Annotated in this window: 20 protein-coding genes; 10 read left to right on the top strand and 10 right to left on the bottom strand. The window is 68.2% G+C overall.

Annotation, left to right across the window (positions count from 1 at the left end):
- Positions 1-8: 8 nt before the first annotated feature.
- Genes RCO27_RS09575 through RCO27_RS09565 form a run of 3 tightly spaced genes read left to right on the top strand, consistent with a single transcriptional unit; the run spans position 9 to position 2,311 of the window.
- A complete protein-coding gene (locus tag RCO27_RS09575) occupies positions 9-209 on the top strand; it encodes a DUF2093 domain-containing protein (protein ID WP_309002449.1) in 201 nt (66 codons plus the stop codon).
- Positions 210-231: 22 nt separating this feature from the next.
- The gene (locus tag RCO27_RS09570) at positions 232-1,473 is read left to right on the top strand and encodes an aspartyl/asparaginyl beta-hydroxylase domain-containing protein (protein WP_309002448.1); all 1,242 of its coding nucleotides are present in this window, start codon (positions 232-234) and stop codon (positions 1,471-1,473) included.
- A gap of 1 nt (position 1,474) precedes the next feature.
- The gene (locus RCO27_RS09565) at positions 1,475-2,311 is read left to right on the top strand and encodes a M23 family metallopeptidase (RefSeq protein WP_309002447.1); all 837 of its coding nucleotides are present in this window, start codon (positions 1,475-1,477) and stop codon (positions 2,309-2,311) included.
- 277 nt (positions 2,312-2,588) lie between these two features.
- On the opposite strand, the gene RCO27_RS09560 is transcribed toward RCO27_RS09565, so the two are convergent.
- A complete protein-coding gene (locus RCO27_RS09560) occupies positions 2,589-3,116 on the bottom strand; it encodes a hypothetical protein (RefSeq protein WP_309002446.1) in 528 nt (175 codons plus the stop codon).
- Positions 3,117-3,438: 322 nt separating this feature from the next.
- On the opposite strand from RCO27_RS09560, the gene RCO27_RS09555 reads away from it, so the two are divergent.
- Complete coding sequence (locus tag RCO27_RS09555; RefSeq protein WP_309002445.1) at positions 3,439-6,420, top strand: TonB-dependent receptor domain-containing protein; 2,982 nt, start codon at positions 3,439-3,441, stop codon at positions 6,418-6,420.
- Positions 6,421-6,480: 60 nt separating this feature from the next.
- On the opposite strand, the gene RCO27_RS09550 is transcribed toward RCO27_RS09555, so the two are convergent.
- The 4 genes from RCO27_RS09550 to clpB form a co-directional block, all read right to left on the bottom strand.
- A complete protein-coding gene (locus RCO27_RS09550; protein ID WP_309002444.1) occupies positions 6,481-7,359 on the bottom strand; it encodes a methyltransferase domain-containing protein in 879 nt (292 codons plus the stop codon).
- The gene (locus tag RCO27_RS09545) at positions 7,356-9,128 is read right to left on the bottom strand and encodes a tetratricopeptide repeat protein (protein ID WP_309002443.1); all 1,773 of its coding nucleotides are present in this window, start codon (positions 9,126-9,128) and stop codon (positions 7,356-7,358) included. Before RCO27_RS09545 ends, RCO27_RS09550 begins: the two co-directional genes overlap by 4 nt.
- Positions 9,129-9,188: 60 nt before the next feature.
- A complete protein-coding gene (locus RCO27_RS09540; RefSeq protein WP_309002442.1) occupies positions 9,189-10,271 on the bottom strand; it encodes a membrane dipeptidase in 1,083 nt (360 codons plus the stop codon).
- Between the two features lie 100 nt (positions 10,272-10,371).
- The gene (gene clpB, locus RCO27_RS09535; RefSeq protein WP_309002441.1) at positions 10,372-12,948 is read right to left on the bottom strand and encodes an ATP-dependent chaperone ClpB; all 2,577 of its coding nucleotides are present in this window, start codon (positions 12,946-12,948) and stop codon (positions 10,372-10,374) included.
- Between the two features lie 159 nt (positions 12,949-13,107).
- Here clpB and RCO27_RS09530 point away from each other — a divergent pair, with 159 nt between their 5' ends.
- Complete coding sequence (locus tag RCO27_RS09530) at positions 13,108-16,011, top strand: pitrilysin family protein (protein ID WP_309002440.1); 2,904 nt, start codon at positions 13,108-13,110, stop codon at positions 16,009-16,011.
- Between the two features lie 113 nt (positions 16,012-16,124).
- Positions 16,125-16,778, top strand: a complete 654-nt coding sequence (fsa, locus tag RCO27_RS09525; protein WP_309002439.1) for a fructose-6-phosphate aldolase — start codon at positions 16,125-16,127, stop codon at positions 16,776-16,778.
- A 15-nt stretch (positions 16,779-16,793) separates the two neighbouring features.
- Here the strand turns inward: fsa and RCO27_RS09520 are convergent, their stop codons facing one another.
- Entirely contained in the window at positions 16,794-17,579 is a 786-nt protein-coding gene (locus RCO27_RS09520; RefSeq protein ID WP_309002438.1) for a hypothetical protein, read from the bottom strand.
- A gap of 189 nt (positions 17,580-17,768) precedes the next feature.
- Between RCO27_RS09520 and RCO27_RS09515 the strand changes: the two genes are divergently transcribed.
- Complete coding sequence (locus RCO27_RS09515; protein WP_309002437.1) at positions 17,769-19,088, top strand: NAD(P)/FAD-dependent oxidoreductase; 1,320 nt, start codon at positions 17,769-17,771, stop codon at positions 19,086-19,088.
- Here RCO27_RS09515 and RCO27_RS09510 read toward each other — a convergent pair.
- On the bottom strand, positions 19,009-19,296 hold the full coding sequence (locus tag RCO27_RS09510) for a BolA family protein (RefSeq protein ID WP_309002436.1): 288 nt from the start codon (positions 19,294-19,296) through the stop codon (positions 19,009-19,011). The genes RCO27_RS09515 and RCO27_RS09510 overlap by 80 nt on opposite strands.
- Positions 19,297-19,337: 41 nt before the next feature.
- Here RCO27_RS09510 and RCO27_RS09505 point away from each other — a divergent pair, with 41 nt between their 5' ends.
- Positions 19,338-19,925 (top strand): J domain-containing protein, encoded by a 588-nt coding sequence (locus RCO27_RS09505; protein WP_309002435.1) that lies wholly within the window; start codon positions 19,338-19,340, stop codon positions 19,923-19,925.
- A 103-nt stretch (positions 19,926-20,028) separates the two neighbouring features.
- Here RCO27_RS09505 and RCO27_RS09500 read toward each other — a convergent pair whose 3' ends face one another.
- Genes RCO27_RS09500 through RCO27_RS09490 form a run of 3 tightly spaced genes read right to left on the bottom strand, consistent with a single transcriptional unit; the run spans position 20,029 to position 22,945 of the window.
- Positions 20,029-20,841 carry a TIGR04222 domain-containing membrane protein gene (locus RCO27_RS09500; RefSeq protein WP_309002434.1) on the bottom strand — a complete coding sequence of 271 codons (813 nt, stop codon included), beginning with the start codon at positions 20,839-20,841 and terminating at the stop codon, positions 20,029-20,031.
- Between the two features lie 4 nt (positions 20,842-20,845).
- A complete protein-coding gene (locus RCO27_RS09495; protein ID WP_309002433.1) occupies positions 20,846-21,418 on the bottom strand; it encodes a hypothetical protein in 573 nt (190 codons plus the stop codon).
- A 27-nt stretch (positions 21,419-21,445) separates the two neighbouring features.
- Complete coding sequence (locus RCO27_RS09490; protein WP_309002432.1) at positions 21,446-22,945, bottom strand: serine hydrolase domain-containing protein; 1,500 nt, start codon at positions 22,943-22,945, stop codon at positions 21,446-21,448.
- A 188-nt stretch (positions 22,946-23,133) separates the two neighbouring features.
- Here RCO27_RS09490 and cobS point away from each other — a divergent pair, with 188 nt between their 5' ends.
- Positions 23,134-24,138 carry a cobaltochelatase subunit CobS gene (gene cobS / locus RCO27_RS09485; protein WP_309002431.1) on the top strand — a complete coding sequence of 335 codons (1,005 nt, stop codon included), beginning with the start codon at positions 23,134-23,136 and terminating at the stop codon, positions 24,136-24,138.
- 87 nt (positions 24,139-24,225) lie between these two features.
- Complete coding sequence (gene cobT / locus RCO27_RS09480; protein WP_309002430.1) at positions 24,226-26,052, top strand: cobaltochelatase subunit CobT; 1,827 nt, start codon at positions 24,226-24,228, stop codon at positions 26,050-26,052.
- The last annotated feature ends 140 nt before the right edge of the window (positions 26,053-26,192 follow it).

Genomic DNA, 26,192 nt, shown 5'->3' with positions numbered 1-26,192 from the left:
AGAGCATCATGCTGATGTCGAACAAGAACCGGCTCGCCCGGATCCACTATCTTCCCGGCACCTATCGGGTGCTCACCCCCGGTGACCATGTCGTCTGCGCGGTGACGCACCAGCCGATCCCGCTCTCCGATCTGCGTTACTGGAGCGTCGAGCGGCAGGAAGCCTATGCCTCGGCCGAAGCCTCGCTGAAAGCAGAAGGAAAATCATGACAGCGCTGAACCGGTCGGGCGCATGACGCCCGCGGGGGGACCGGAAGACTTGCTGGCGCGGGCGAACGAAGCGCGTCGCCGGGGAGACGCGGGGGAAGCGAGGCGGCTGCTCGAGATGCTGGTCGCACGCCAGCCCGGCCATGCCGCTGCCCTGAACTCTCTCGGACTCATCGCCCTCGGGGCGGGCGATTCGCGCGGCGCCATCGGCTATTTCGAGCGCGCGACCGCCGCGGACCCGGCGGCACCGCCGCTGTGGCTCAATCTGGCCCAGGCGCAGCGCAGTGCCGGCGACGTGCCCGGCGAGATCGCCAGCCTGGACCGCGCGCTCGCGATCGACCCTCATCTTCTGCCGGCTGTCCTGCAGAAGGCGCAGGCGCTGGAGCGCGTCAGCCGTGTTCCGGAAAGCGCAGATATCTATCGCGCGCTCCTGGCTGCGACTGAGGATTCGTCCAGCCTGCCTCAGGCGGTGCGGCAGGCGCTCGATCACGGTCGCGAGATTGTTCGCGCCGAGGATACACGCCGGTCCGACACGTTCGAGGATCGGCTGGCCGCCGTCTATACAACCCATGCGGATGCCGACCTCAGGCGGGTCCAGGGTTATGTCGACCAGAAGTTCGGCCGGCGAAGAGTCTATCAGCAACAGCCGGTCGATGGGCATTTTCCCTATCTCCCCGCGATCGAGTTCTTCGACCGGACCTGCTTTCCCTGGTTCGAATCGCTGGAAGCCGCGACTCCCGAGATCCGGCGCGAGCTGGTCTCGCTCTGGGACGAAAGCGACGATGACTTTCGCCCCTATGTCGCCTTCGCGCCGACCGAGCCGGTCAACCAGTGGACGGAGCTCAATCATTCGCCACGCTGGAGCGCCTGGTTCCTGTGGAAGGACGGGGTGAAGCAGGAGGCGCATTGCGCCCGCTGCCCTGCCACGACGCACGCGCTGGAAGCGGTCCCGCTGATGGACCATCCCGGCAAGGCGCCGACGGTGATGTTCTCGATCCTGGAGCCGCGCACGCGCATTCCGCCGCACACCGGATCGAGCAACGTGCGCACGACCGTCCATCTTCCGCTCGTCGTGCCGGACGGCTGCGGCTTCAGGGTCGGCGCCGAGACGCGCGAATGGCGCGAGGGCGAGGCCTGGGCGTTCGACGACACGATCGAGCACGAAGCCTGGAACGACAGCGATCGGCCGCGCGCCATCCTGATCCTCGATGTCTGGAATCCACTTCTCACCGAGGCGGAGCGGGCCGTGGTGCGCGTTGTCGGCTGACATGCGCGCAGCGAGCCAGCGCGTGATTGCATGTGCGATCGGGCTGTTCGCTTCTGCCGGCATCGCCCAGGGACCCCCGGACCACATATTTCAGCTGTATGGCGAACCCGGGCAGGGCGCGCTGCTGCGCGCCCGCGCGCCGGCCGGAACTCAATCGCTGACACTGGATGGCCGTCACGTGCCCGTTGCGCCGGATGGCCGGTTTCTCGTCGGCTTCGACCGCGATGCGCCTTCGAGCATGCGATTGGTTGCTCGACTGGCGGACGGCACCGAGGTGGCGCAGATCATATCGGTCGCCGCGCGCATCTGGCCAATCCAGCGGGTGAACATGGCGCGTCCGTCCGATGGCCCCACGCCGGAGTTCCGGCGCCGGCGTGAACGCGAGCTTGCCCGGATCGGCGCGGCGCGCGCTCGGCGTTCGGACAGCATGGGCTGGACACAGCGCTTGATCTGGCCGGCGCGCGGGCGAATCAGCGGACGGTTCGGGGCGCAGCGCATCTATCGCGGCGTTCCCGCCGCCTACCACAGTGGCACGGACATTGCCGCTGGGGCCGGCGCGATCGTCTTCGCACCCGCGGACGGGGCCGTCGTGCTGGCGTCTCCGCCGATGTTCAGCCTGGAGGGCAACCTCGTCATCATCGACCACGGCATGGGCCTCAGCAGCGCCTTCCTGCATCTCGCGCGTGCCCACGTGCGCGAGGGGGAGGTGGTGCGGCAGGGCCAGCCGATCGGCGTCGTGGGCGCCACCGGGCGCGCCACGGGCCCGCATCTCCACTGGAGCCTGGTCTGGAACGGGGCCCGGCTCGATCCGCAGGCGGCGGCCGGCGCGATGGAATGAGGATTAGGGTCCAGACCCATAACTGGCAACGGTCGTGACGGAGTGGATTCTGGTGCAGGTCAAGGAGCGAGGAGGAAGCGATGCTCAACGCATCGTGACCGACGAGCGACGCCGCCCTGCACCAAAAGCCGCCCGCCGCCTTCAGCGGTCGCCTGGAGAGGCCCGCTGGCTACGTCGCTTGCTTGCGCGTAGCGGTCAGCTACGCGACTGCGCTGCGCTCCTTGCCAGCAGGCCTCTCCAAGCGATCCCGACCATTGCCGGTTACGGGTCTGGACCCTTAGCGCTCGCGGCGCACGCGCACCGCGACCTGATTGTCGATATTGGCGAGGTAGGAGCCCATCGCCGCCCGGCGAATGCGGATCGGCATGCCTCCGCGCGGCTCTCGCGCCAGCTCGCGCACGTCGGTCTGGATCCAGCGGGCGCCATCCTCCAGGACGATGATCCATTTGCCGAGAGGGTTCTGCGCGGCGCTGCGGATCGTCGTCTGGATTTCGGCGACGGCTTCCTGCGGATCCTGATTGTTGTCGCCGAAGACGCCGAGATCGGGCAGGGCGAGGCCGAACAAGGTGCGGCGGGTGCGGCGAACCTGCTCTCGGTCCATCACGACGAGTTGATTGCTCGATTCGGCCGCTTCGAAGGCCCCGACCTCCCGGTCATAGCAGGCCAGTCGCTCCTCCGAAGACTGGAGCGCGCGGCATGCGAGCACCCGCATCAGCGCCTCCGGGCGCTCCTGGCTTGTTTCCTGGGCGGAGGCCGGCGTCGCGACGATGGCCGGGGCCAGCAGGAAGAGAAAAGCAGGACGCATGGTCGCTCCAGTCGGCCGTGAGAAGCTGAGAGTTAGCGGTTGAAAGACCCGGGTGGCAAGTGGGTGCCGGCCGTGCTCCGTCGCGCCGGGTTGCCGGCCCTGCCACCGGCATGTGACCTTTTTGCTACACGGTCCCGATAACTCGCCTCTCGAAAGTAAAGTCCAATTGCCTTACTTTCGAGAGGTGGCCTAAACGCGACGACGGAAAAACGGCTTCGCGCCGTTTTTTGGTTTGTTGCCGGTCATGCGGACGACCCGGAAAGGGCGACGTGGGCCGGGAGCAGTTTGGACGGCTCGCCGTCACTTGCTAGGGGACCTACACATGAAGATCACTCTTCGTCAGCGTCTGCTCACGTCGACGCTGTTGCTCGGTATGACCGGGATTGCCACGCCTGCCTTTGCCCAGAACGACCAGGCCGATCAGGCGCCGGTCGCTTCTCAGGAGGCCGATACCGGCGAAGCGATTGTCATCACCGGTTCGCGCATCGCCCGGCGCGACCTCACCTCGACCAGCCCCGTGGCGGTCGTGTCGAACGAGGAGTTCACGCTCTCCGGTGCGGTCAACGTCGAGCAGGTGATCAACACCCTGCCGCAGGTGATCCCGGGTGCCAACTCCTTCTCGAACAACCCTGGCGGTGGCGTCGCGACGCTGAACCTGCGCGGTCTCGGCACCCAGCGCAACCTCGTGCTGGTCAACGGCCGCCGCTACATCTTCTTCGATACGGCCCAGACGGTCGATCTCAACACGATCCCGCAGTTCCTGATCGACAGCGTCGACGTCGTCACCGGCGGCGCTTCGGCGGTCTACGGCTCGGACGCGCTCGCGGGCGTCGTCAACTTCCGCCTGCGCCAGGATCTCGACGGTCTGATTGCCGGCGCGCAGTACAACATCACCGAGGAAGGCGACGGCCGTCGTTACAACGCCTATATCGCGATGGGCACCCAGTTCGCCGACGGCCGCGGCAACATCACCGTCTACGGTGAATATTACAATCGCGGCCAGATCATGCAGGCCGATCGCGATTGGTCCTTCTTCGCCTTCACTGAAGGTGATGGCGAGTTGATTCCGGGCGGTTCCGCCGGTGTTCCGCAGGGTCGCTTTGTCGCGGCGCCGGAAATCCCCATTGGCACGGGTGCGAGCTGCGCGCCGGTCGGCGCGCCGCCGCCGGCCATCCCGCGCAACAACTGCTTCCCCATCGCCATCGGCACCAATTATCCTGGTCTCGGCGCCTTCTTCGGCACCCCGGGTACCAGCACCCCGTATGTCGATGCCAATGCGTACAACTATGCGCCGGCGAACTATCTGATGGTGCCGCAGGAGCGTTGGACGCTCGGCGGCTATGGCGAATATGAGATCGCCGACGGCATCACCGCCTATGCCGAAGTGGCCTACATCAACAACCGCGTCCAGAACGAGCTGGCCGCGACGCCGATCACCCAGAATGTCGACTTCGAGCTGGCGGCGATCCAGCCGCTGGTCTCGGCCGCCGACTTTGCCCAGATGCAGCAGATCGCGGCCAATCAGCAGGCGGCGATCGCGGCCGCGGCCGCCGCGGGCGCACCGAACCCTTTCGGGCCATTCGCGGCGGGAAGCGCTTCGTTCGGCGCATTGCAGCCCGGCTTCGTACGGCTCCAGCTCAATGGCCGCACCACCGGCATCGCCTCGCGCAACGTCACCGACGACCGCAACGCCTTCCGCGTGCTGACCGGCCTCAAGGGCAACATCACCGACTCGCTGACCTATGACGTCTACTATATGTATTCGCGGACCCGGAACGCGTCGGTGCAGCTCGGCAACGTCTCGCGTTCGGCTTTCACCCGGCTCGCGGCGGACGGCACCTGCAACGTGTTCGGCGAGAACCTGCTGAGCGCGGACTGCATCAACCAGATCTCGATCCTGGCGCAGAATCAGGACATCTCCGAGCTCCAGGTGGCGCAGGCCAGCATCTCCGGCCCGCTGTTCACCTTCGGGACCGCGACCGATCCGGTCGCCTTCGCCGCCGGCGTCGAATGGCGCTCGATGGCTGCCGAGTTTATTCCTGACACGGCGCTATCCTCGGGCGATGTCGTCGGCTTCAACGCCGGACAGCCGACCGAAGGAAGCTACGACGCGAGGGAAGTGTTCGCCGAGCTTCGCGTGCCGATCATCCAGGACAATTTCATCCATCGACTGGAGCTGAGCGGCGCGGCGCGCTATTCCGACTACTCGCTCGAGGCGGTCGGTGGCGTGTGGACCTATTCGGGCGGCATCGAACTTGCGCCGATCCGGGACATCACCTTCCGCGGCCAATATCAGCGCGCCATCCGCGCGCCGAACGTCGGCGAGCTGTTCGGCGGTCAGGCCGTGGGCTTCCCGCCAGCGACCGATCCTTGCGCACTTCCTTCGGCTGCCACGGATCCAACCATCCGTGCAGTCTGCGTCGCCACGGGCGTGCCCGAAGCGAGCGTCGGTCAGTCCACCCTCCAGCCGAACGCGCAGATTCAGGGCGTTTTCGGCGGCAATCCGAACCTGCAGGAAGAAGTCGCCGATACCTGGACGGCGGGCGTCGTGATCCGGCCGCGCTTCATTCCGAGGCTCAACGTCACCGTCGACTACTATAACATCAAGGTCGACAATGCGATCGCGGTCGCCGGCGGCAGCGTCAACAACATCTTGAGCTTGTGCTACAACACGATCCAGGATGCCAACAGCGCGATTTGCGGACTGATCAGCCGCGACGATCAGGGCGTTATCTCCGGTCCGCCGAACATCGTGTCGGCGATCAACGCCAACCTGGCCTCGCTTTCGACAGAAGGCATCGACTTCCAGGTGGACTACAGCCTGCCGCTGAACTTCAGCCTGCTGAACGGCGGCAGCTCGCGGCTCAGCTTCTTCTTCCTCGGTAACTATTCCTGGGAGAACAACTTCACCCCGCTCATTGAGCTGCCGGATGAAGTGGTCGAGTGCGCGGGTCGATTCGGCCTGAACTGCGGCAACCCGACGCCGAAGTGGAAGTGGTCGAGCCGCCTGTCCTGGATCGACGGTCCGCTGACTACCAGCTTCCGCTGGCGGCGTGTCGGCTCGGTTCGCGACGACGACGACGATACGGACTTCGTCGTGGAGCGGATCGGTGCGTACGATCTGTTCGATCTCACCGTTGCGTTCGATGTGAATGACAACTTCACCGTCAACGTCGGTGTCCAGAACCTGTTCGACAAGCGTCCGCCGCTGATGGGCGACAACCAGGAGCAGGCGAACACTTATCCGGGCGTGTACGACGTGCTCGGTCGGGACTTCTTCGTCTCGGCAAGCTTCCGCTTCTAAGCGAAAGCCGGAAGACCTTTCGGGGCGGTGGACCATATCGGTCCGCCGCCCCATTCTTTTTCAGGCGGTGCCGTCGAGGCGCCATGCCAGAGGGACGCCGGCGTCGATGACGATTGTCGCCTCGTCCGGATCGAGCCCGGCCGCGTACAGCTGGCCGACGATTGTGCGGACGCCGTCTTCGTCCTGCGCGGCACCGGCGAGCGCGTCCAGCCGGCCGATCTCCTCGCCGGCCCGCCGCTCGATCTCCGCAAGCACCTCCAGCGTCTCCGCAGGCGGACGGGATGCGCCCATGTCGAGCGTCTGGAGGATGGCGGCCTGGAATTCGGCGGCGGCCGATTGTCCCGGAAAACGGGCTCGGGCGTCTTCGACCGCGACCCGGAACGAGGCGGGGGTGGGCAGGCGCGCGCCAAGGCGGGCGCGTGCAAGCTGCCGGGCCCGCGGGAGCACGCCGCTTTCGTCGCGCGCCCAAGCGATCGCTTCACGGCGGGCCCGATTGTGCGCGACGATCGGACCATCGGCGTGATGGACGACGAACCGGAACCGGCCGCCGGGCTTCAGCACGCGCACCGCTTCCCTGGCGATCGCCGCGGTGTCGCCATATTCGATGCCGAACTGGCTGGTCAGCGCGTCGAACTGGCGGTCGCGAAAGGGCAGCTTTTCCATGGCCACACCAGCCCTGAGCGCGATGCCGGGCGGGGGCTTCGGCAGCGTGCCGGCGGAATCGATGCCGGTGAGATCGAGCCGGCGTCCGCCTGCGGCGAGCATGCGTAGCACGACGCCGTTGCCGGTGGCGAGATCGAGCACCCTCGCGCCCGGCGGCAGCTGGGCGCCGAAATCGCGCCACAACGTCTCGAGCACCGGGCCGAACGCACGGTCGGCGTCGGGAAGGCACCCGCCCCCGCCCTGTATCCAATAGCGATCCCAATGGGTGCCGGTCATCGCACCACCACATCGAAGGCGACCGTCAGCCGCTCGCCGTCCGCGAAGGGGCGGGTGCCGTGGAACAGGTAGCTCGGGAACAGCGCCAGCCGCCCGGGCTTTGGTTCAATCACCGCGATCGGCTCGAGCGGAAGCCCCAGTTCAGCAGGCGGGCGGCCGAGCTCCAGCCACCCGTCCCGGTCGCGCTCGTCGCCAAGGGCTTCCGGCAGGCTGATGTAGCAGGCCGAGCTCAAAATGCCCTCGGGGTGGATGTGGTTCACATGGAATCCCTGGCCCGTCAGGCGCACCGACCAGGAGCCGGCCAGCACCGGCTCCGCATCGCGATGACGAAGGAGCGGATGGCGATCGTCCCGCGGCGGCAATGCGCGGAAATGACCGCGCACCGCCTCGATGATGGCTTCGCGCAGTCGGCCCAATACCGGTTCCCTCCGGGCAAAGAGGCGCCCCCGGGTTTGTGTGCCACCGCGCAGCGACTGGCCGATGGGATGCGCCCGGGTGACATGGAGGCTGCGCAGCAGGCCCACCAGCCGCGCAAGCTCGCTCTCGTCCAGGCCGATCTCGCGCGCATCAAACAGGCGGGGCTGGAGCGCGAGCCAGTCGTGCCGCGGATCGCCGATCAGGCGCCAGGCCAGATCGAGATGGGCCCAGCCGTTCACGGACGCGGGATCGGCCTCGACCACTCGCTCGAACAGTCGTCCGGCCTGCTCGGCGTCGCCGGCCCCAAGGGCGGCCCGCCCGCGAACCGAGGCGACCTCCGGTTGCTCGAGACCGAGCCGTTCGGTGATCGCAAAGGCCGCATCGAAATCGCCCGTCTCGCCGGCAAGCATGGCTTCCATGAGCAGGATATCCGGATCTTCGGGCAGGGTTTTGCGGGCGCCATGCAGCGCGGCCAGGGCCTCGGCATGCCGGCCGCCATGGATCAGGCTGCGCCAATGGGCTGCGTGGAGCGCACGGTCCGCGGGGCGCGCCGCGAGCGACGGGAGATAGTGGTCCGCGAAGCCGGCCCCATCGCCGGCCTCCGACCGCATCCGGGCGAGCGTGGCGTGGCCCGCGACCCAGTCGGGATTGCGCGTCACCGCCTCCTTGAGGATGTCCAGGCCCTCTGGCTTCCCTTCGGCTTCCAATGCTTCGGCCACGCCCAGGATCAGCTCCAGATCCCCGGGCTTCTGGGCCAGCGCGCGCGCATAGAGATCGGACGCCCCGGTCTCGCCCCGCTCCATCGCAGTGCGGGCGCGGCCATGGAGGGCGGTCAACCGGCCGGGATCCAGCCGCAAGGCGGCGTCATAAGCGCCGGAAGCGGCGTCGAGGCGACCCAGCGCACGCAGCACGCTGCCGCGCGCGGAATGCGCCCGCGCATCGGGCGGCACGACCGCATCCAGGTCGGCAAGTGCCTCGTCCAGCCTGCCGAGCTTCTGGAGCAGCAGCGCACGATTGTAGCGTGCATCGGCGAAGGCGGGGTCGATCGCCAGCGCGCGCGCATAGAGGGCGAGGGCAGCCTCCGCTTCGCCGAGGCTGCCCAGCAGGTTGGCGTGATTGCCCAGCAGCTTCGCGTCGTGCGGCGCGAGGGCGCCGGCGCGCTCGAAGGCCTGGCGCGCCGCGGCGATGTTGCCGCTCCTGCGCTCGACCAGCGCGAGCAGATGGAGCACGGCCGGGTGATCGCCCGCCGCGCGGCCGATTGCGACCAGATCCCGCCGCGCGTCGTCGAACTGACCGGCGGCGAAGGCACGCTCGGCCCGCGCGAACAGCATGTTGATGTCGGTGGTCACCATTGCGCGATGATGCGCGGTCAGACGGCGTCCTGTCCAGCGGCGAGCGGGTCCTGCGACGCCCTATCCCAGCACATCGATCAGCACCCGTGTCCAGTTGCCGCCCATGATCTTCTCGATCTCGCCCGCGCGGAAGCCGTCCCTTTCCAGCGCGGCATGGATGCGCGCCATCCGGTCGATCCGGTTGAGCTCGGGGATGACGACGTGCCGGAGCGGCGCATCGAAGCCGGGAAGCCCCTCGTCGCGCATCGCGACCCACCATTCGCGATAGCCCTGCACGAACGCGGCGTCGACATTGTGGCCCGCGAGCGAGAAATCATTGGCGATGCCGACGGCGTCGATCCCGCCGATCCGCGCGACATGGCGGATATGCGCCAGCAGATGGTCCACCGTCGGCACGGGATCCGGTGTCAGCCAGAAGCTCAGCATGAAGATGCCGATCACGCCGCCCTTTTCGGCGATCGCGCGGATCGCGGTGTCGGGCGCGCAGCGGGGATTGTCGACGATCGCGCGCGCCGCGCCGTGCGAGAGCACGATGGGGGTCGCGCTGCGCTGCGCCGCCTCGACCATCGTCGGCACCGATCCATGCGCGACGTCGGGGACGATGCGCAGCCGGTTCATCTCGGCCAGACCGTCGATGCCCAGCGGCGTCAGGCCGCTCTGGACCCGCTCGAGCGCGCCGCCCGCGAAGGGCTCGTCGCGATGGTGCGTGAACTGGAGGACGCGCAGACCCTTGCCGTGGAAACGGGCGATCCGCGACAGATCGGTGCCGATCGGCGTGGTCGTCTGCATCTGCATGACGATGGCGCAGCCGGGCCGGCTTCCGATGTCGCTGCCCCTGCGCGCCACGAAGGCATCGGCGCTGCCCGCGAGACGCGTGACCGTCCGATCGATGTTGCCGTCGTAGGTACGGAAATAATCCGGGGTGCCGTCCTCGTTATAGACCCCCTGGCCATTGGATACGTCGCAGATCAGCGCCGACAGGCCGGCGCGGCCGAAATCGGCGAGGTCTTCGGGCAGCGTGAGCAGGCTGTCCACATAGCGGATCGGGCGCGCTTCCGCCTCGGCGGCGACGGCCCTGCCGGTCAGCGCAGCCGCGCCGGCCATGGCGAGGAATCCGCGCCGCGTGACGTCCTGCCGAACCATAGGTCTCCCCCGGAATGGGCCCGCACGAGCGGCCGGACTATAGGATCGGCGGGCTTCACGGGCAACCGGCGGTCCGAAGGGATGGTCTATCTATCCCGGCCTAGATCTTGAGCTGAAGCGCCCCGTCCCCGTCCTCCACATGGACCGTCTGACCGTCCCTGACGTCGCCGCGCAGGATGGCGTCGGCGAGCGGGTCCTGGAGGTATTTCTGGACGGCGCGCTTCAGCGGCCTGGCGCCGTAGACCGGATCGTAACCGACCCGGCCGAGCCAGGCGCGGGCGCCGTCGGTCAGGTCGAGCGCGATCTTGCGGTCCTTCAGGAGCTTCTGGACGCGCGCGATCTGGATGTCGACGATCGGGCCCATATGCTCCTGGCCGAGGCGGTGGAACAGGATGATCTCGTCGAGCCGGTTGAGGAACTCCGGCCGGAAATGGGCGCGGACCACCTCCATCACCTGGGGCTCGACGCTCTCGACGCTCTGATCGTCGGCGAGGCCGGAGAGGAACTGGCTGCCGAGGTTCGAGGTCAGGATGATGATCGTGTTGGTGAAGTCGACGGTGCGGCCCTGGCCGTCGGTGAGTCGGCCGTCGTCGAGCACCTGGAGGAGGACGTTGAACACGTCTGCATGCGCCTTCTCGACCTCGTCGAACAGCACGACCTGATAGGGCCGCCGGCGGACCGCCTCGGTCAGCACGCCGCCTTCCTCATAGCCGACATAGCCCGGCGGCGCGCCGATCAGCCGGGCGACCGAGTGCTTCTCCATGAACTCGGACATGTCGATGCGGACCATCGCGCTGTCGTCGTCGAACAGGAAGCCAGCAAGCGCGCGGGTGAGCTCGGTCTTGCCGACGCCGGTCGGGCCAAGGAACAGGAAGGAGCCCATCGGCCGGTTCGGGTCCTGCAGGCCGGCGCGGGCGCGGCGGATCGCGCGGCTCACCGCCTCGACCGCATCCTTCTGGCCGATGACGCGACGCCCAAGCATCTCTTCCATCGCGAGCAGCTTTTCGCGCTCGCCTTCGAGCATCTTGTCGACCGGGATGCCGGTCCAGCGCGAGACGACCGAGGCGATGTCCTCGGCGTTCACCTCCTCGCGCAGCATGGCGCTGCCGCTCAACGCCTGGGCCTCCTCGAGCTGCTTCTCCAGCGCGGGGATGCGGCCATATTGCAGCTCGCCCGCCTTGGCGAGGTCGCCCGAGCGCTGCGCCTGCTCCAGCTCCAGCCGGGCGGCGTCGAGCTGCTCCTTGACCTTCGCCTCGGCGTGGATCTTGTCCTTCTCCGCCTGCCACCGCTGCGTCAGCTCGCCCGACTGCTGTTCCAGATTGCCGAGGTCGGATTCCAGCGTCTTCAGCCGGTCCTTGGACGCCGTGTCGCTCTCCTTCTTCAGCGCCTCGCGCTCGATCTTGAGCTGGATGATCCGCCGGTCGAGCGTCTCTATCTCCTCGGGCTTGGACTCGACCTCCATGCGGATGCGGCTCGCGGCCTCGTCCATGAGGTCGATCGCCTTGTCGGGCAGGAAGCGGTCGGTGATGTAGCGGTTGGAGAGCGTCGCTGCGGCGACCAGTGCGCTGTCCGTGATGCGGACGCCGTGGTGCAGCTCGTATTTCTCCTTGAGGCCGCGCAGGATCGAGATCGTGTCCTCGGCGGTCGGCTCGCCGATGAAGACCGGCTGGAAGCGCCGCTGCAGCGCCGGGTCCTTCTCGACGTGCCTGCGATACTCATCGAGCGTGGTCGCGCCGATACAGTGCAGCTCGCCGCGGGCGAGCGCGGGCTTCAGCAGGTTGGACGCGTCCATCGCCCCCTCGCTGGCGCCGGCGCCGATCAGCGTATGCATCTCGTCGATGAACAGGATGACGTCGCCTTCCGCCTGCCGGACCTCGTCGAGCACGCCCTTGAGGCGTTCCTCGAACTCGCCGCGATATTTCGCGCCCGCGATCAGGCTGCCCATGTCGAGCGCCATCAGGCGGCGGTCCTTGAGGCTGTCCGGCACGTCGCCATTGGCGATCCTGAGCGCGAGGCCTTCCGCGATCGCGGTCTTGCCGACGCCGGGGTCGCCGATCAGCACGGGATTGTTCTTGGTGCGGCGGGCGAGGATCTGGACGGTGCGGCGGATCTCCTCGTCGCGGCCGATGACCGGGTCGAGCTTGCCGTCACGCGCCGCCTGCGTGAGGTCCCGTGCGAACTTCTTCAGCGCATCGTAGCGGTCCTCGGCGCCGGCGGTGTCGGCGGTGCGGCCGCCGCGCAGATCGTTGATCGCGGTGTTGAGCGCATCCGCCTTCACCCCGGCCTCGGCCAACGCCTTGCCGGCGTCGGTGTTGGTCGCCAGCACCAGCGCCAGCAGCAGCCGCTCGACCGTGACATAGGAATCGCCAGCTTTCTGGGCGATCTGCTCAGCGCTATCGAGGACGCGCAGGGTTTCGCCATCGAGCGCGGGCGTCGCCGTCGCGCCGCTGCCAGAGACGGCCGGGATCTTCGCCAGCGCTTCGTCAACCTCGCGCCGCGCCGCCTCGGCGCCGCCGCCGGCGCGGGCGATGAGGCCTGACGCCATGCCCTGCTCGTCCTCGAGCAGGGCCTTCAGCACATGCGCCGGTGCGATGCGCTGGTGGTTCATCCGCAAGGCAACGGTCTGCGCCGATTGAAGGAAGCCGCGGGCGCGGTCGGTGAACTTTTCGAGATTCATGGTGCAGTTCGCCCCTCCTGGTCACCGGGATTTAGTGTTGCCCTTGTGCAACACAAGGGTCGGTCACAAAAAGCCGCCGAAACGGCCTCCGGTTCCCTGACTGTCTTGCCTTGGCAGTACGGCGCGTTACTGTTCGGCGAAAGCCTTTAGGGGAGTCGCATGCGCAGGTTCTTCATCGCCCTTGCCGCCATTTTGTCGGTCGCCGGATCCACGACATTCGCCGGCGCCGCCGCCCTCGCGCAGGCGCCCGCCGCCCAGGCGCAGGGCGCCGATCCGCAGGCACTGCTGGAGCGGGTGCGCATCCCCTACGAGACTTTCACCCTCGCCAACGGCCTGCGCGTCGTCGTCCACGAGGACCGCAAGGCGCCGATCGTCGCGGTCAGCGTCTGGTACAATGTCGGCTCCAAGGACGAGCCGGCCGGCCGCACCGGCTTCGCGCATCTCTTCGAGCACATCATGTTCAACGGCTCGGAGAACGCGCCGGGCGAATATTTCGAATATACCCGCGCGATCGGCGCGACCGACCTCAACGGCACGACCTGGTTCGACCGCACCAATTATTTCGAGACGGTGCCGCGGCCGGCGCTGGAGCAGGCCCTGTTCCTGGAAAGCGACCGGATGGGCCACTTGCTCGGCGCGGTGACGCAGGAGACGCTGACCAACCAGATCGGCGTCGTCCAGAACGAGAAGCGCCAGAGCGACAACCAGCCCTACGGCCTGGTCGAATATGCCCAGCTGGAGGCTCTGTTCCCGGAAGGCCATCCCTACCGCCACTCGACGATCGGATCGATGGCGGACCTCTCCGCCGCCTCGCTTGCGACGGTGCAGGACTGGTTCCGCAGCAAATACGGCCCCAACAATGCGGTGCTGGTGCTCGCCGGCGACATCAATGCCGCCGAGGCGCGGCCGCTGGTCGAGCGCTATTTCGGCGACATCGCGCGCGGGCCGGTAAACAATCCGGCCGAGGCGCCGGTCCCGACCCTGCCGGCGCGGGTCGACCGAACCATGCATGATCGGGTCGCCAATACCCGGCTCTACCGCGACTGGGTGGTGCCCGGCCTCACCGACGAGGACGTGGTGCCGCTGTCGGTCGGCGCGACCATCCTCGGCGGCCTCGCCAGCTCGCGGCTCGACAATCTGCTGGTGCGCGGCGAGCAGACCGCGGTCCGCGTCAGCGCCGAGGTGCAGCCCTTCCACCGGATCAGCCTGTTCGAGGTCCAGGTCGACGTGAAATCGGGCCAGGACGCCGCGGCGGTATCGCGCCGGCTCGACGAGATCATCGCCGAGTTCGTCCGCACCGGCCCGACCGAGGACGAGGTGCGGCGCACCGTGATGCGCACCCTTTCCGGCCGCATCCAGGGCCTGGAGCAGGTCGGCGGCTTCGGCGGCAAGGCCGTCGCGCTGGCGGAAGGCACGCTCTACGCCAACGATCCCGATTTCTATCGCGCCCGGCTGGAGCAGCTCGCCCGGGTCACCCCGGAGCAGGTCCGGGTGGCGATGCAGCGCTGGCTCAACCGGCCCGTCTATGCGCTCACCGTCGCACCCGGCGAACGGGAAGCCTATGAGGAGGCCCCCGGCGTCACCGGCGGCGGCGCGGCGGTCAACACGTCGAGCCAGCGGCCGCGCTACTACACGCAGCCGCAGGCGGGCGACCGGCCACTCGCGCCGGCCCCCGCCGCGACGACGCGTCGCGAGGCACCCGGCGTCACCGGGCAGGCGAATCTCGAATTCCCGGCGACCGAGCGGGCGACACTCTCCAACGGCATCCATGTCATCTATGCCCGCCGCAATGCCGTTCCGGTCACCCGCGTCGCGGTCGAGTTCGATGCCGGCATCGCCGCCGATCCGACGGAGCGCCAGGGCACCCAGGCGCTGATGCTGAACATGCTCGAGGAGGGGACGACCAGCCTCAACTCGATCCAGCTCGCCGAGGCGCAGGAGCGGCTGGGCGCGAGCGTCGCCACCGGCGCCAGCCTCGACCGCACGACGGTGTCGCTGACCGCGATGAGCCCCAGCATCGGCCCGTCGCTCGACCTGCTCGCCCAGGTGATCCGCAACCCCGCTTTCGATCCCCGCGAGCTGGAACGGGTTCGTCAGCAGCAGCTCGCCGGCATCGCCAACGAGATGACCAATCCGCAGGCCCTCGCCGCCCGCACGCTGCCGGCGGTGCTCTACGGCGCCCGGCATCCTTATGGGAAACCCGGCACCGGCACCGGCGATGCCGCGGTCGTTCAGAACCTCACCCGCGACGAGCTGACCGCCTTCCACCAGCGCTGGATCCGGCCCGACAATGCCACGATCTTCGCGGTGAGCGATCTGCCGCTCGACCGGCTGGTGCCGGAGCTGGAGCGGCGCTTCGGCAACTGGCAGCCGCCGGCCGCGCCGAGGGGCACGAAGACCTTCCCGGGCCATGCGACGACGAACCGCCCGCGCATCGTGCTGATCGACCGGCCGCAATCGCCGCAGTCGGTGATCCTCACCGGCCAGCTGCTCGCCGCCGACGGGACCGAGGATCTGCTCAATCTCCAGGCCGCCAACGAGGTGCTGGCCGGCAACTTCCTCGCCCGGATCAACATGGACCTGCGCGAGACGAAGGGCTGGTCCTACGGCGCCGGCGGCGGCCCGAACCTGCGCGAGCACCAGGTGCCGTTCATCATCCAGGCGCCGGTCCAGGCCGACCGCACGGGCGATTCGATCCAGGCGATCCGCGAGCAGGTGGGCGGTTTCATGGGCGCGAACGGCGTGCAGCCGGCCGAGCTCCAGCGCGTGATCCTGGGCAACACCCGCCAGCTGCCCGGCCAGTTCGAAACGTCGCCGGCGGTGCTCAATGCGCTGCGCACCAACGCGCTCTACCATCGCCCGGACGACTATTGGACGACGATCGCCGACCGCTACCGCGGCATGAGCCAGCAGCAGCTCGACCAGACCGCGCGGCGCTACATCAACCCGGACAATTTCGTGTGGGTGGTGGTCGGCGACGCCAGCCGGGTGCGGGCGCAGCTCGAGCAGACCGGCCTGCCGGTGGAGGTGGTGCCGGCGCCGGCGTCATCCGGCGGGCAATGAGTCCGCCGGACCTGGCCGCGTCCCTGTTCCGCGCGTCAGGTTGTCGATTGCGAAGCGGTGCGGTCCCACGCTAAGCGGCTCAGATCGTTCGCCGCGCCAGGGACTTGAGTCACATGAAATTCTTCGTCGACACCGCCGACACCGCCGACATCCGCGACCTCGCCGAAACGGGGCTGCTCGACGGCGTCACCACCAATCCGTCGCTCATCCACAAGGCCGGGCGCGATTTCCTCGAAGTGGTGAAGGAGATTTGCGGGATCGTCTCCGGCCCGGTCTCGGCCGAGGTGGTCGCGACCGACCATGCCGGGATGATGCGCGAGGCCGAGGTGCTGCGGAAGATCGCCGACAACATCGCGGTCAAGGTGCCGCTCACGATCGACGGCCTCAAGACCTGCCGGAAGCTGACCAGCGACGGCACAATGGTGAACGTGACGCTGTGCTTCTCGGCCAACCAGGCGCTGCTCGCCGCCAAGGCGGGGGCGACCCTCGTCTCGCCGTTCGTCGGGCGGCATGACGATGTCGGCTACCCCGGCATGGAGCTGATCGCCGACATCCGGCTCATCTACGACAATTACGATTTCCCGACCGAGATCCTGGTCGCCTCGGTGCGCAATCCCATCCATGTCCACGACGCCGCCAAGCTGGGCGCCGACGTGATGACCGCGCCGCCCGCGGTGATCCGCCAGCTCTTCAAGCATCCGCTCACCGACAACGGCCTCAAGGCCTTCCTGGCGGACTGGGAGAAGACGGGCCAGCGCATCTCCTGACGGGCGAAGAGCGACCTAGTCCGTTGTCGCCATGCAGCCGGGATCCTGGGCCATGGCCAATCCTTCCGTTATGAAGGGCCGGCGATTTCCGGCGCTGTGTGTCGCCCCGACGATGACATGGGGCGCCGCGACGGTGATCTGATAGACGGTTCGGTAGCTGCCGTCCGCCGCCGCCTGCGCGACCACCCAGACCGGCACCTGGCGGGCGCCGACCGCCGCGACGCTCCGGCCGGTCACTTCGACGGTCACGGCATGGAGGCGCGCATCGCCGGTCCCCTCGAAGCGATTGACGGCATGGGCCGCGAACCGCAGGCCTTCGCGCCAACGGATCGCCTGGAAGATGGCGGCCGAGCCGGGCCCCTCGGGGAGCGGCGTTCTGCCGGCGAGTGCTACCCGTTCGATCTCTTCGCCGCGATCGTCGAGCCGTCTCGCGACATCCGCCTCATAGACGAAACGGGTGACGACCGGCGGCCGCCCATCGGGACGCGGGCTCCTGTGCTCGCTGCGGATCGGCCGCAGCGTCGCCCGATCGAGATCGTAGACGTCGAGCGGCACCGCGCCGGTGGGTGGGACATCGTCGATGGTGCGTGCCAGCGAATGGATGATGCGCCACACCTCCCGGCCGTCGACGGTCAACGGCAGCACCGTTTCGATCGCGTCGTTCGGCCGTGCGGTGCCGACACCGAGTCGGCGAAAGCTCGATATGGTGCACACCCGCGTCGGATCGACGGCGGTCCAGATGTCCGGCGGTGGTTCGGGCGCTTGCGCCATCAGCGCGAAGGCGAGAGTCATTGCCAGCAAGCCACATCTCCTCCCGGCGATCCGTCGATGCTGCCCCGCGATCCTGGGGGTGCGCAAGATGCAATGCAGGCAAACGTTGCCGGGGCCGGGCGGAGCGGCCATGAGGTCTGACATCGTGATCTCGCGCCGGCAGCCCCGCAACCGACCGACGGCTTCCTCGTTCCGGGCTCCAGACTCAGGGGAGCGGCCATGCATGTCGTGATCGTGGGCGCCGGCTTCGGCGGACTTGCATGCGCCAAGGCGCTGGGCCTGCGGCCGTTGCGCGTGACCGTGGTCGACCGCGTCAACTATCATTTGTTCGTGCCGCTGCTCTACCAGGTGGCGACCGCGGCGCTGTCGCCATCGGACATCGCCGAGCCGATCCGGCGGATCCTGCGCCGCTACGAGAATGTCGAGGTGCGGCTGGGCGAGGTCACCGGCGTCGACTGGCAGGCGAAGCGGGTGCTGCTCGGGGAGGGCCCGGCGCTCGACTACGACCGGCTCGTGATCGCGACCGGCTCGGTCTACAATTATTTCGGCCATGATGAATGGGCGCGTTATGCGCCGGGCCTGCGCAATCTGGAAAATGCGCGGGCGGTGCGGGCGCAGGTGCTCCGCGCGCTCGAAGAGGCGGAGGCCGGCGCCGATGCCGATCGGCGGCGCGCGCTGATGACCACGATCGTGGTCGGCGGCGGGCCGACCGGAGTGGAAACGGCCGGCGCGGTCGCCGAGCTCACCCGCCACGCGCTCGCCAGGGACTTCCGACGGATCGATCCGCAGGAGGCGCGGGTCGTGCTGGTCGAGGCGGGGCCGCGGCTGCTGCCCGCTTTTCCGCCGCATCTCGGCGCCTATGCCGAGGCGAGGCTCGCGAAACTCGGTGTCGAGGTGCTGCTCGATCGCGCGGTCGAGCATGTCGGCCCCGACGGCGTGACCGTCTCGGGCGAGCGGATCGGCGCGTCGGCGGTGATCTGGGGCGCCGGCATCCGCGCCGCGCCCGCGGCCGAATGGCTCGGGCTTTCCGGCGACCGGCTCGGGCGGATCGCCGTGACGCCGGATCTCTCGGTGCCGGAGCGGCCGGGCGTCTATGTGATCGGCGACATGGCGCTGCTCGCCGGCGCGGACGGCGCGCCGCTCCCGGCGCTCGCCCAGGTCGCCAAGCAGCAGGGCATCTATCTCGGCACGGCATTGGCGCGCGAGGTGGCGCGCGGCGAGGCGCCGGCGCCGTTCCGCTTCCACAACCGCGGCAACACCGCGATCATCGGGCGCAGCGCGGCGGTGTTCGATTTCGGCAGATACCAGCTCACCGGGCGCCTCGCCTGGCTGCTCTGGGCGTTCGTCCACGTCTATCTGCTGGTCGGCTTCCAGAAGCGCGTGCTGGTCAGCATCCAGTGGCTGTGGCGCTACCTCACCTACGAGCGCGGCGCGCGGCTGATCATGGACCCGGTGCCTGCTATGCCTCCCCCGGCGCCTTCGCGCGGATCGCGAGCGCGTGGACCCGCTCCTGCATCAGGTCGCCGATCGCGGCGTTGACGGCGCGCTGGCGCTCCAGGCGGGTCTTGCCGGCGAAGGCGGGCGATTCGATCTCGACGGTGAAATGGCTTTCGCCGCTGCCGTCATGGCCGGCATGGCCGCGATGCTTGTCCGAATCGTTGATCACGGCAAGGCGGGTGGGATTCAGGGCCGTGCGCAGGCGCCTTTCGATTTCGGCGGCGACGGGGCCGATGGATGTGTCGGTCATCCGCTCTATATAGAGGGGTCGATTGGGAAAGGCAGTCGGGTTTGGCGAGTTCGGGCAGGAAGCAGCGATTTCACGGGCGGGTCGAGGGGCGGGCGCAGCATTGCGCGCATCCCGGGTGCGAGGCGCCCGGGGAGTTTCGCGCCCCCGGCGCGCAGCGGCCCGACTTCAACGGGCCGGGCGACTGGCGTTGGCTCTGCCTCGACCATGTTCGCGCGTTCAACAGCGCCTACAACTGGTTTGACGGCATGACGCCGGAGGAGATCTCCGCGGCGCAGAATCCCTATGGCGGCTGGGACCGCGAGACTCGCGCCTTCGCCTCCAACGGCGCCGACCGGCCACCGAAATGGGCGGACTTCGCCGACCCGCTCGACGCGATCGGCGCGCGCTTCCGCGCCGCGCAGCCGCAGGAGCGCAAGGACGGCAAACCGCTGAGCGAGGGCGACCGCAAGGCGCTGAGGCTGATGGGGCTGGAGGTAGATGCCGACCGGCGGCAGCTGCGGATGCGCTATACCGTGCTGCTCCGCCGCTATCATCCCGATCACAATGGCGGCGACCGCAGCCACGAAAAGGCGCTGCAGCAGGTGATCGAGGCCTATACCGCCCTCAAGAGCCGGCCTGCTTTCGCTTGATTTTGAGACCGTCATTGCGAGCGTAGCGCGGCAATCCAGTGCTGCCTCGGGCGCAGTCTGGATTGCTTCGTCGCTTCGCTCCTCGCAATGACGAGTGGAAGACCTAGCTGCACCCTCCGCAGCCGCCGCTGCATCCTCCGCCGTCTCCGTCGCCGCCACTCCCGCTATCGCCGCTGCTGGCGTTGCGCAGCTTGTGGAAGTCGTCGAAACCGGAGCCGACCAGGACCACCGTCCCGAACAGGGCGACGGCGAGGCCCATTTCTGGAGCGGTCGGCGCGGCCTTCAGCCGCTGGGCCTGCAGCTTGGCATTCTCGAGGGCATCGAGGCCGCTTCGCGCGCGTCGATCGATGGTGAAGAAGCGGATGATGCCGAAGACGAAGGTGGCGATCAGCAGCACGCTGAGGAAACCGATCGGCCTGTCGCGCAGGTCGCCGATCACCCATTTGGTCGCGCCGAAGACGAACAGCATCAGGTACGGCAGCACCGCATAGAAGCGCAGGTTCGCATGCTCGCCGTCGGTGACCAGCAGGCCGGCCTTGGCCAGCTTGCGCGCGATCGGCTCGACATAAGGCTTCAACGCCTGCTCGATGTCGCGCCAGCGGACCGGCGGGTAGAGGGCGAGCACGCTCTTCTCCGCCGCCGTGGCGCCACCGCCTCGCCCGTGCACGCTGAAATGGTCCTTGCCGGTCATCACAAGGTCCCGTGCCGCGAGCAGCCGGGCGACGAGCGCATCGCCGAAGCGGGCCTTGCCGCCGGCGAGCCAGGCGATCTGGTCTTCGTCGGTGACGCGGCCCGGCCGCCCGTCCGGGCGCATGGCGCGGGGGATGACGAAGCCGGCAATGATGGTGGCCACGAAGAGCACGCCGTAGAGGATCAGGAAGGGTCCGCCGGTCATATCGAAGGGCCCGAGCGACATAAGATCAGCTCCTCCAGAAGATGATGTGCGCCAGCACGACGAGGATGGCCAGCCACATCAGGATGGTGCCCAGCCGGTGCGAGATGACGATCCCGTCGCGCGGATGGACGCGCCGCGCCTTGGGATCCTCGATCAATCGCCGCGCGGCATCGGGCCAGAGATCGGTCGGCGCGGCTTTGCCGAAGACGCGCTCGTAGCTTTTCAAGGTTTCGGCATATTGCGCGAAATAGCGGTGCTGCTCGGCCGGGCCGCCGGCGGTGGGGCCGTGATGGAGCGGCCTCACCAGCACCTCGGGACAGAAGCGTTGCCAATAGTCGCGGGTGTAGATGAGGTGCAGGTGCCAGGCCTGGTCGACTGCGTCGGAGGGGGTGACCTCGTGGTCCACCGTTGCCGCGAGGAAGCAGAAGCGCTTGTACTCGTCGATGACCCGTTCGGCCTCGGCGCTGCTCCAGCCATTCTCGCGCGCCAGTCGGTCGGCGAAGGTGAGCGCCGTGTCTTCAGGTCCGATGGAATAACGGGAGAGCGCCACCCAGATCGGGTGCTCCGCATATGAGCCGGGACGATCCGTCTCGTGCATCCGGATAGTCTACTACCACAGTAGATATTAACGGCGTGTGACGGCGTCCGCCGCCTTTTGCGGTGGCTCCCGCCGGGCTTCCGCCGGGCCGCGCCCGCCGATCCGACCATAGGTAATCGTTCCTGCCGGGCCGGCCTCCGGGGCGACGGCGCGGATCAGCACGCCGCTGTCGGGGGCGAACAAGCCGTCGGGCGAGGCACGCAGCGGCTCGGTGTGGCCGTCGCCGCGATCGAAGGTCAGGCCGCCGGCTTCGTCGCGCACGATCCGGAAGGGCGGGACGTCGATTTCGGTGAACCGGTAGGTGCCGGCGAATCGTTCGAGGATCGCGGGTGTGAACGCGGTGGCGGGCTGGGTCGCCGATGCCATCGCGTCCGGCCAGCCATAGGCGTCCGCGATGGCGCGCTGGACCTCGTACATCAGTGGCTTGGCATTGTCCGAATTCGCCATGAGTGCGGCGCCCTGGCAGGTTTCCGGGAAGGCGATGAGCATCGCGTTATAGCCTTCATTGGCGCCCTCATGGCCGAACTGGCGCGCCTGGCCTTCGCCGCCGACGACGAAGCCGAGACTGCGCGGGCCGATCTCCGTCTCCAGCATTTCCGCGGTCATGGCCCTGCCCAGGATCGCGCTCGGTTCGCCGCGATTGGCGGTCATTACCGCGATCGCGAAGCGGGCGAGATCGGAGGGCGTGCTCCACAGGCCGGCGGCCGCATATTCGGGGAAGATATGCCATCCGCCCTCGATCATCTGACCGCCCGCATTGTGGCCCGAGGCGACGCTGGCGCCTGTCGGCGGTTCGCCGAACAGGCTGTGGGTCATGCCGGCCCGGGTGAGGACGAGGTCACCGACGATATCGGGAAACGGCCGGCCGGTCGCCTCGGTCATCAGCAGTTGGGCGACCTGGTAGCCGCCACCGGAATAGCGCCAGGCCGATCCCGGGACATAGTTGACGCGCACCGGCTTCGGCTGGGCGGGTGGCGTGCCGTTGAGGGTCTGGATCGGGGTTGGGATCGCCGTGCCTCGCGCGTAGCCGCCATAGCCGCCGGGGACGAGGCCGGCGCTGTGGCTGAGAATGCCGCGCAAGGTGACCGGGTGGCCCTCGGTCAGCGGGCTCGCGGGAAGGGTCCAGCTGCGCAGCCGGGCCGCAACGTCGGCATCGAGATCGAGCACGCCTTGCTCGACCAGGCGCAGTGCGGCCAGTGCCGCGACGGGTTTGCTGACCGACGCGGACTGGAACAGCGTCTCGGGCCGGACCGCCGGACCGCCAGCGCGGACTACGCCGAAACTGCGCACGTCGACGACCCGGCAGCCCTCAATGAGCGCCACGGAGAGGCCGGGGACGTGCCAGCGTGCCATTCGCTCGGCGATCGGCAGGCGCTCGGGCGCCGCGCCTTCGGTGACGATCGCGCGCCGGAGGCCGTTCGCGAAATCGGGCGGCGCGGCACGGGCGTCCTGCGCCGCGGCTTGCGTGGCGCTTCCGGACAGGAGGGCGGCGGCAACGACCAGTTTCGCGATTCGACCTGCGCTCAAGAGCGGGCTCCTGCTTGAATTTCGGGACAGGAGACCGACAATGACATGAGCGACAGGCCTCCGGTATGCGGGTCGCAAATCGCCATTCCGGCCCTGAACGGACGATGAAGCGTTGCAGCAGGTGAGCGAGGCTTATACGGCACGTCACGGAGCCGGTGGGCCTTTGCCCGACATCCAGAGAAACGACCATGGCAGACATTCCCAACGTGAACCCCGACAGCCGCGCCGCGACGGTGATGGACGCGCCGGATCAGATGAAGAAGGTCCGCGACCTCTTCGGCATCGACAGCGACATGGAGGTCCCGGCCTTCTCCGAAGCCGACGAGCGGGTGCCGGACCTCGACCCCGCCTATGTCTTCGATCCGGACACGACGCTGGCGATCGCCGCCGGCTTCTCGAAGAACCGCCGGGTGATGATCCAGGGCTATCACGGCACCGGCAAGTCGACCCATGTCGAGCAGGTCGCGGCGCGGCTCAATTGGCCGCTGATCCGGATCAACCTCGACGCCCATATCAGCCGCATCGACCTGATCGGCCGCGACGCGATCGTGCTGCGCGATGGCCAGCAGGTGACGGAATTCCGCGAAGGGCTCCTTCCTTGGGCGCTGCAGACGCCGACCGCGCTCGTCTTCGACGAATATGACGCCGGCCGGCCGGACGTGATGTTCGTCATCCAGCGCGTGCTGGAGACCGAGGGCAAGCTGACCCTTCTTGACCAGAACCGGGTGATCCGCCCGCATCCCTATTTCCGGCTGTTCGCGACGACGAACACGGTTGGCCTCGGCGACACGACCGGCCTCTATCACGGCACCCAGCAGATCAACCAAGGCCAGATGGACCGCTGGAACATCGTGGTGACGCTCAACTACCTGCCAGCCGAGACCGAGGCGCGGATCGTGCTCGCCAAGTCGGGCGAATATGATCACGAAGGCGGCCGGGCCGAAGTCGAGAAGATGATCAAGGTCGCGGACCTGACGCGGCGCGGCTTCGTCAACGGCGACATCTCGACCGTGATGAGCCCGCGCACTGTCATTTCCTGGGCGCAGAACGCGATGATCTTCGGCGATATCGGCTTCGCCTTCCGCCTCACCTTCCTGAACAAGTGCGACGAGGCCGAGCGGGCGACGGTGGCCGAATATTACCAGCGCGTGTTCGGCAAGGACCTGCCGGAAAGCGTGGTCGGGAAGGCGTAGCGGTGCCCATCCTTCGTCATTCCGGCGAAAGCTGGAATCTCTTTGCCCCTGAAGAAGGGAGATCCCAGCTTTCGCTGGGATGACGGCTTGGCGGAAGACAATCCCCTCGAAGCCTTTCGCAGCGCGCTGGCCGGCGCGACGCGCGCGATCGCCGGCGATGCCGAGGTCGAGCTCTCTTTCACCACCGATGCGCCTTCGGTCTCCGGCAAGGGGGTGAAGGCGCCGATGCCGGGCCGGGCGCTCGGTGCCGGGGAGGTGGCCGAGGCGCGGGGCTTCGCCGATGCGGCGGCGCTCCGCCTGAGGCACCACAATGCCAAGCTCCACGCACGGGCCGCGCCAGCCGACGAAGTCGCCCGCGCGGTGTTCGACGCAGCCGAGCAGGCGCGCTGCGAGGCGCTGGGCGCGCGGTCGATGGCGGGGGTGCGGGAGAATCTAGCGAGCCTGACCCGGCTCAGGCTGCGCACCGATCCGCTCACCCGGGCGCGCAACCGCGACGAGGTGCCTTTGGGATCGGCGGTCGGGCTGATGGTGCGCGAGCGGCTGACCGGCGAGGGGGTGCCGGAGGAGGCGCGCGCGGGCCTCGATCTCGTTGCCGACTGGATCGAGAAGAAGGCGGGCGCCGATCTCGATGCGCTCGGCCTCGCGCTCGACGACCAGGCGGCCTTCGCCGATCTGGTCGGCAAGCTGCTGCGCGATCTCGAGCTGGTCGAGGGCGAGCCCGAGGCGCCGGCCGAGCCCGAGGAGGGCGACGAAGGCGAGGGCGACGACCAGTCCGAAGGCGGCGACGACGAGGACGAGGGGTCGCAGGACGACAATGCCGGCCGCGGCGAGGCCGAGATCAGGGGCGAGGCCGAGGACAGCGACGACGAATCGGACTCCGACTGGTCGGAAGAGGATGCGTCCGATTCGGGCGACGGGCTCGGCGAGGAGAGCGAGGAGGGGATGATGCCCTTCCGGCCGAACCGGCCCTTGTCTGATCTGCCGCCGTCCTTCGACTATCGCGTGTTCACCGAGCAGTATGACGAGATCGTCGAGGCCGCCGCGCTCTGCGACGAGGAGGAGCTGGGGCGGCTGAGGGCCTATCTCGATCAGCAGCTCGTTCACCTTCAGGGCGCCGTCACCAAGCTCGCCAACCGGCTGCAGCGACGGCTGATGGCGCAGCAGTCGCGCTCCTGGGAGTTCGACCAGGAGGAGGGGCTGCTTGACGTCGCCCGCCTCGCCCGCGTGGTGGTCAATCCGATGTATTCGCTGTCCTACAAGGTCGAGAAGGACACCGAGTTCCGCGATACGATCGTCACCTTGCTGATCGACAATTCGGGGTCGATGCGGGGGCGGCCGATCTCGATCGCGGCGATCAGCGCCGACATCCTGGCGCGCACGCTCGAGCGGGTCGGGGTGAAGGTCGAGATTCTCGGCTTCACGACGCGGGCCTGGAAGGGCGGGCAGAGCCGCGAGAAATGGCTCGCCGACGGCCGGCCGCCCCAGCCGGGCCGGCTCAACGATCTCCGCCACATCGTCTACAAGCGCGCCGACGAGCCATGGCGGCATGCCCGCAAGAATCTCGGCCTGATGATGCGCGAGGGCCTGCTCAAGGAGAATATCGACGGCGAGGCTTTGCTCTGGGCGCACAACCGCCTCATCGGCCGGGTCGAGGAGCGCAAGATCCTGATGGTGATCTCGGACGGCGCGCCGGTCGATGATTCGACCCTGTCGGTGAACTCAGGCACCTATCTGGAGCGGCATCTCAGGCAGATGATCGGCTGGATCGAAGGCCGCTCGCCGGTCGAACTGGTCGCGATCGGCATCGGCCATGACGTGACCCGTTACTACAGCCGCGCGGTCACGATCATGGACGCCGAGCAGCTCGGCGGGACGATGATCGAGCAGCTCGCGAGCCTGTTCGACAAGTCCTGATCGCGAGAAAGTCCTCCATCCGCTCATCCTGAGTAGCCATTGAGCGAAGTCGAAATGGCGTATCGAAGGGCCGGACGAAAAGGCCCTGCGTCCTTCGATACGGGCCTTCGCCAAGCTCAGTCCCTATTCAGGATGAGCGG

Source organism: Sphingosinicella sp. LHD-64, assembly GCF_031157375.1.
In the GTDB taxonomy this organism is placed as follows: domain Bacteria; phylum Pseudomonadota; class Alphaproteobacteria; order Sphingomonadales; family Sphingomonadaceae; genus Allosphingosinicella.
The sequence above is the reverse complement of the archived record's forward strand: the minus strand, read 5'-3'. Positions and strand labels throughout refer to the sequence as shown.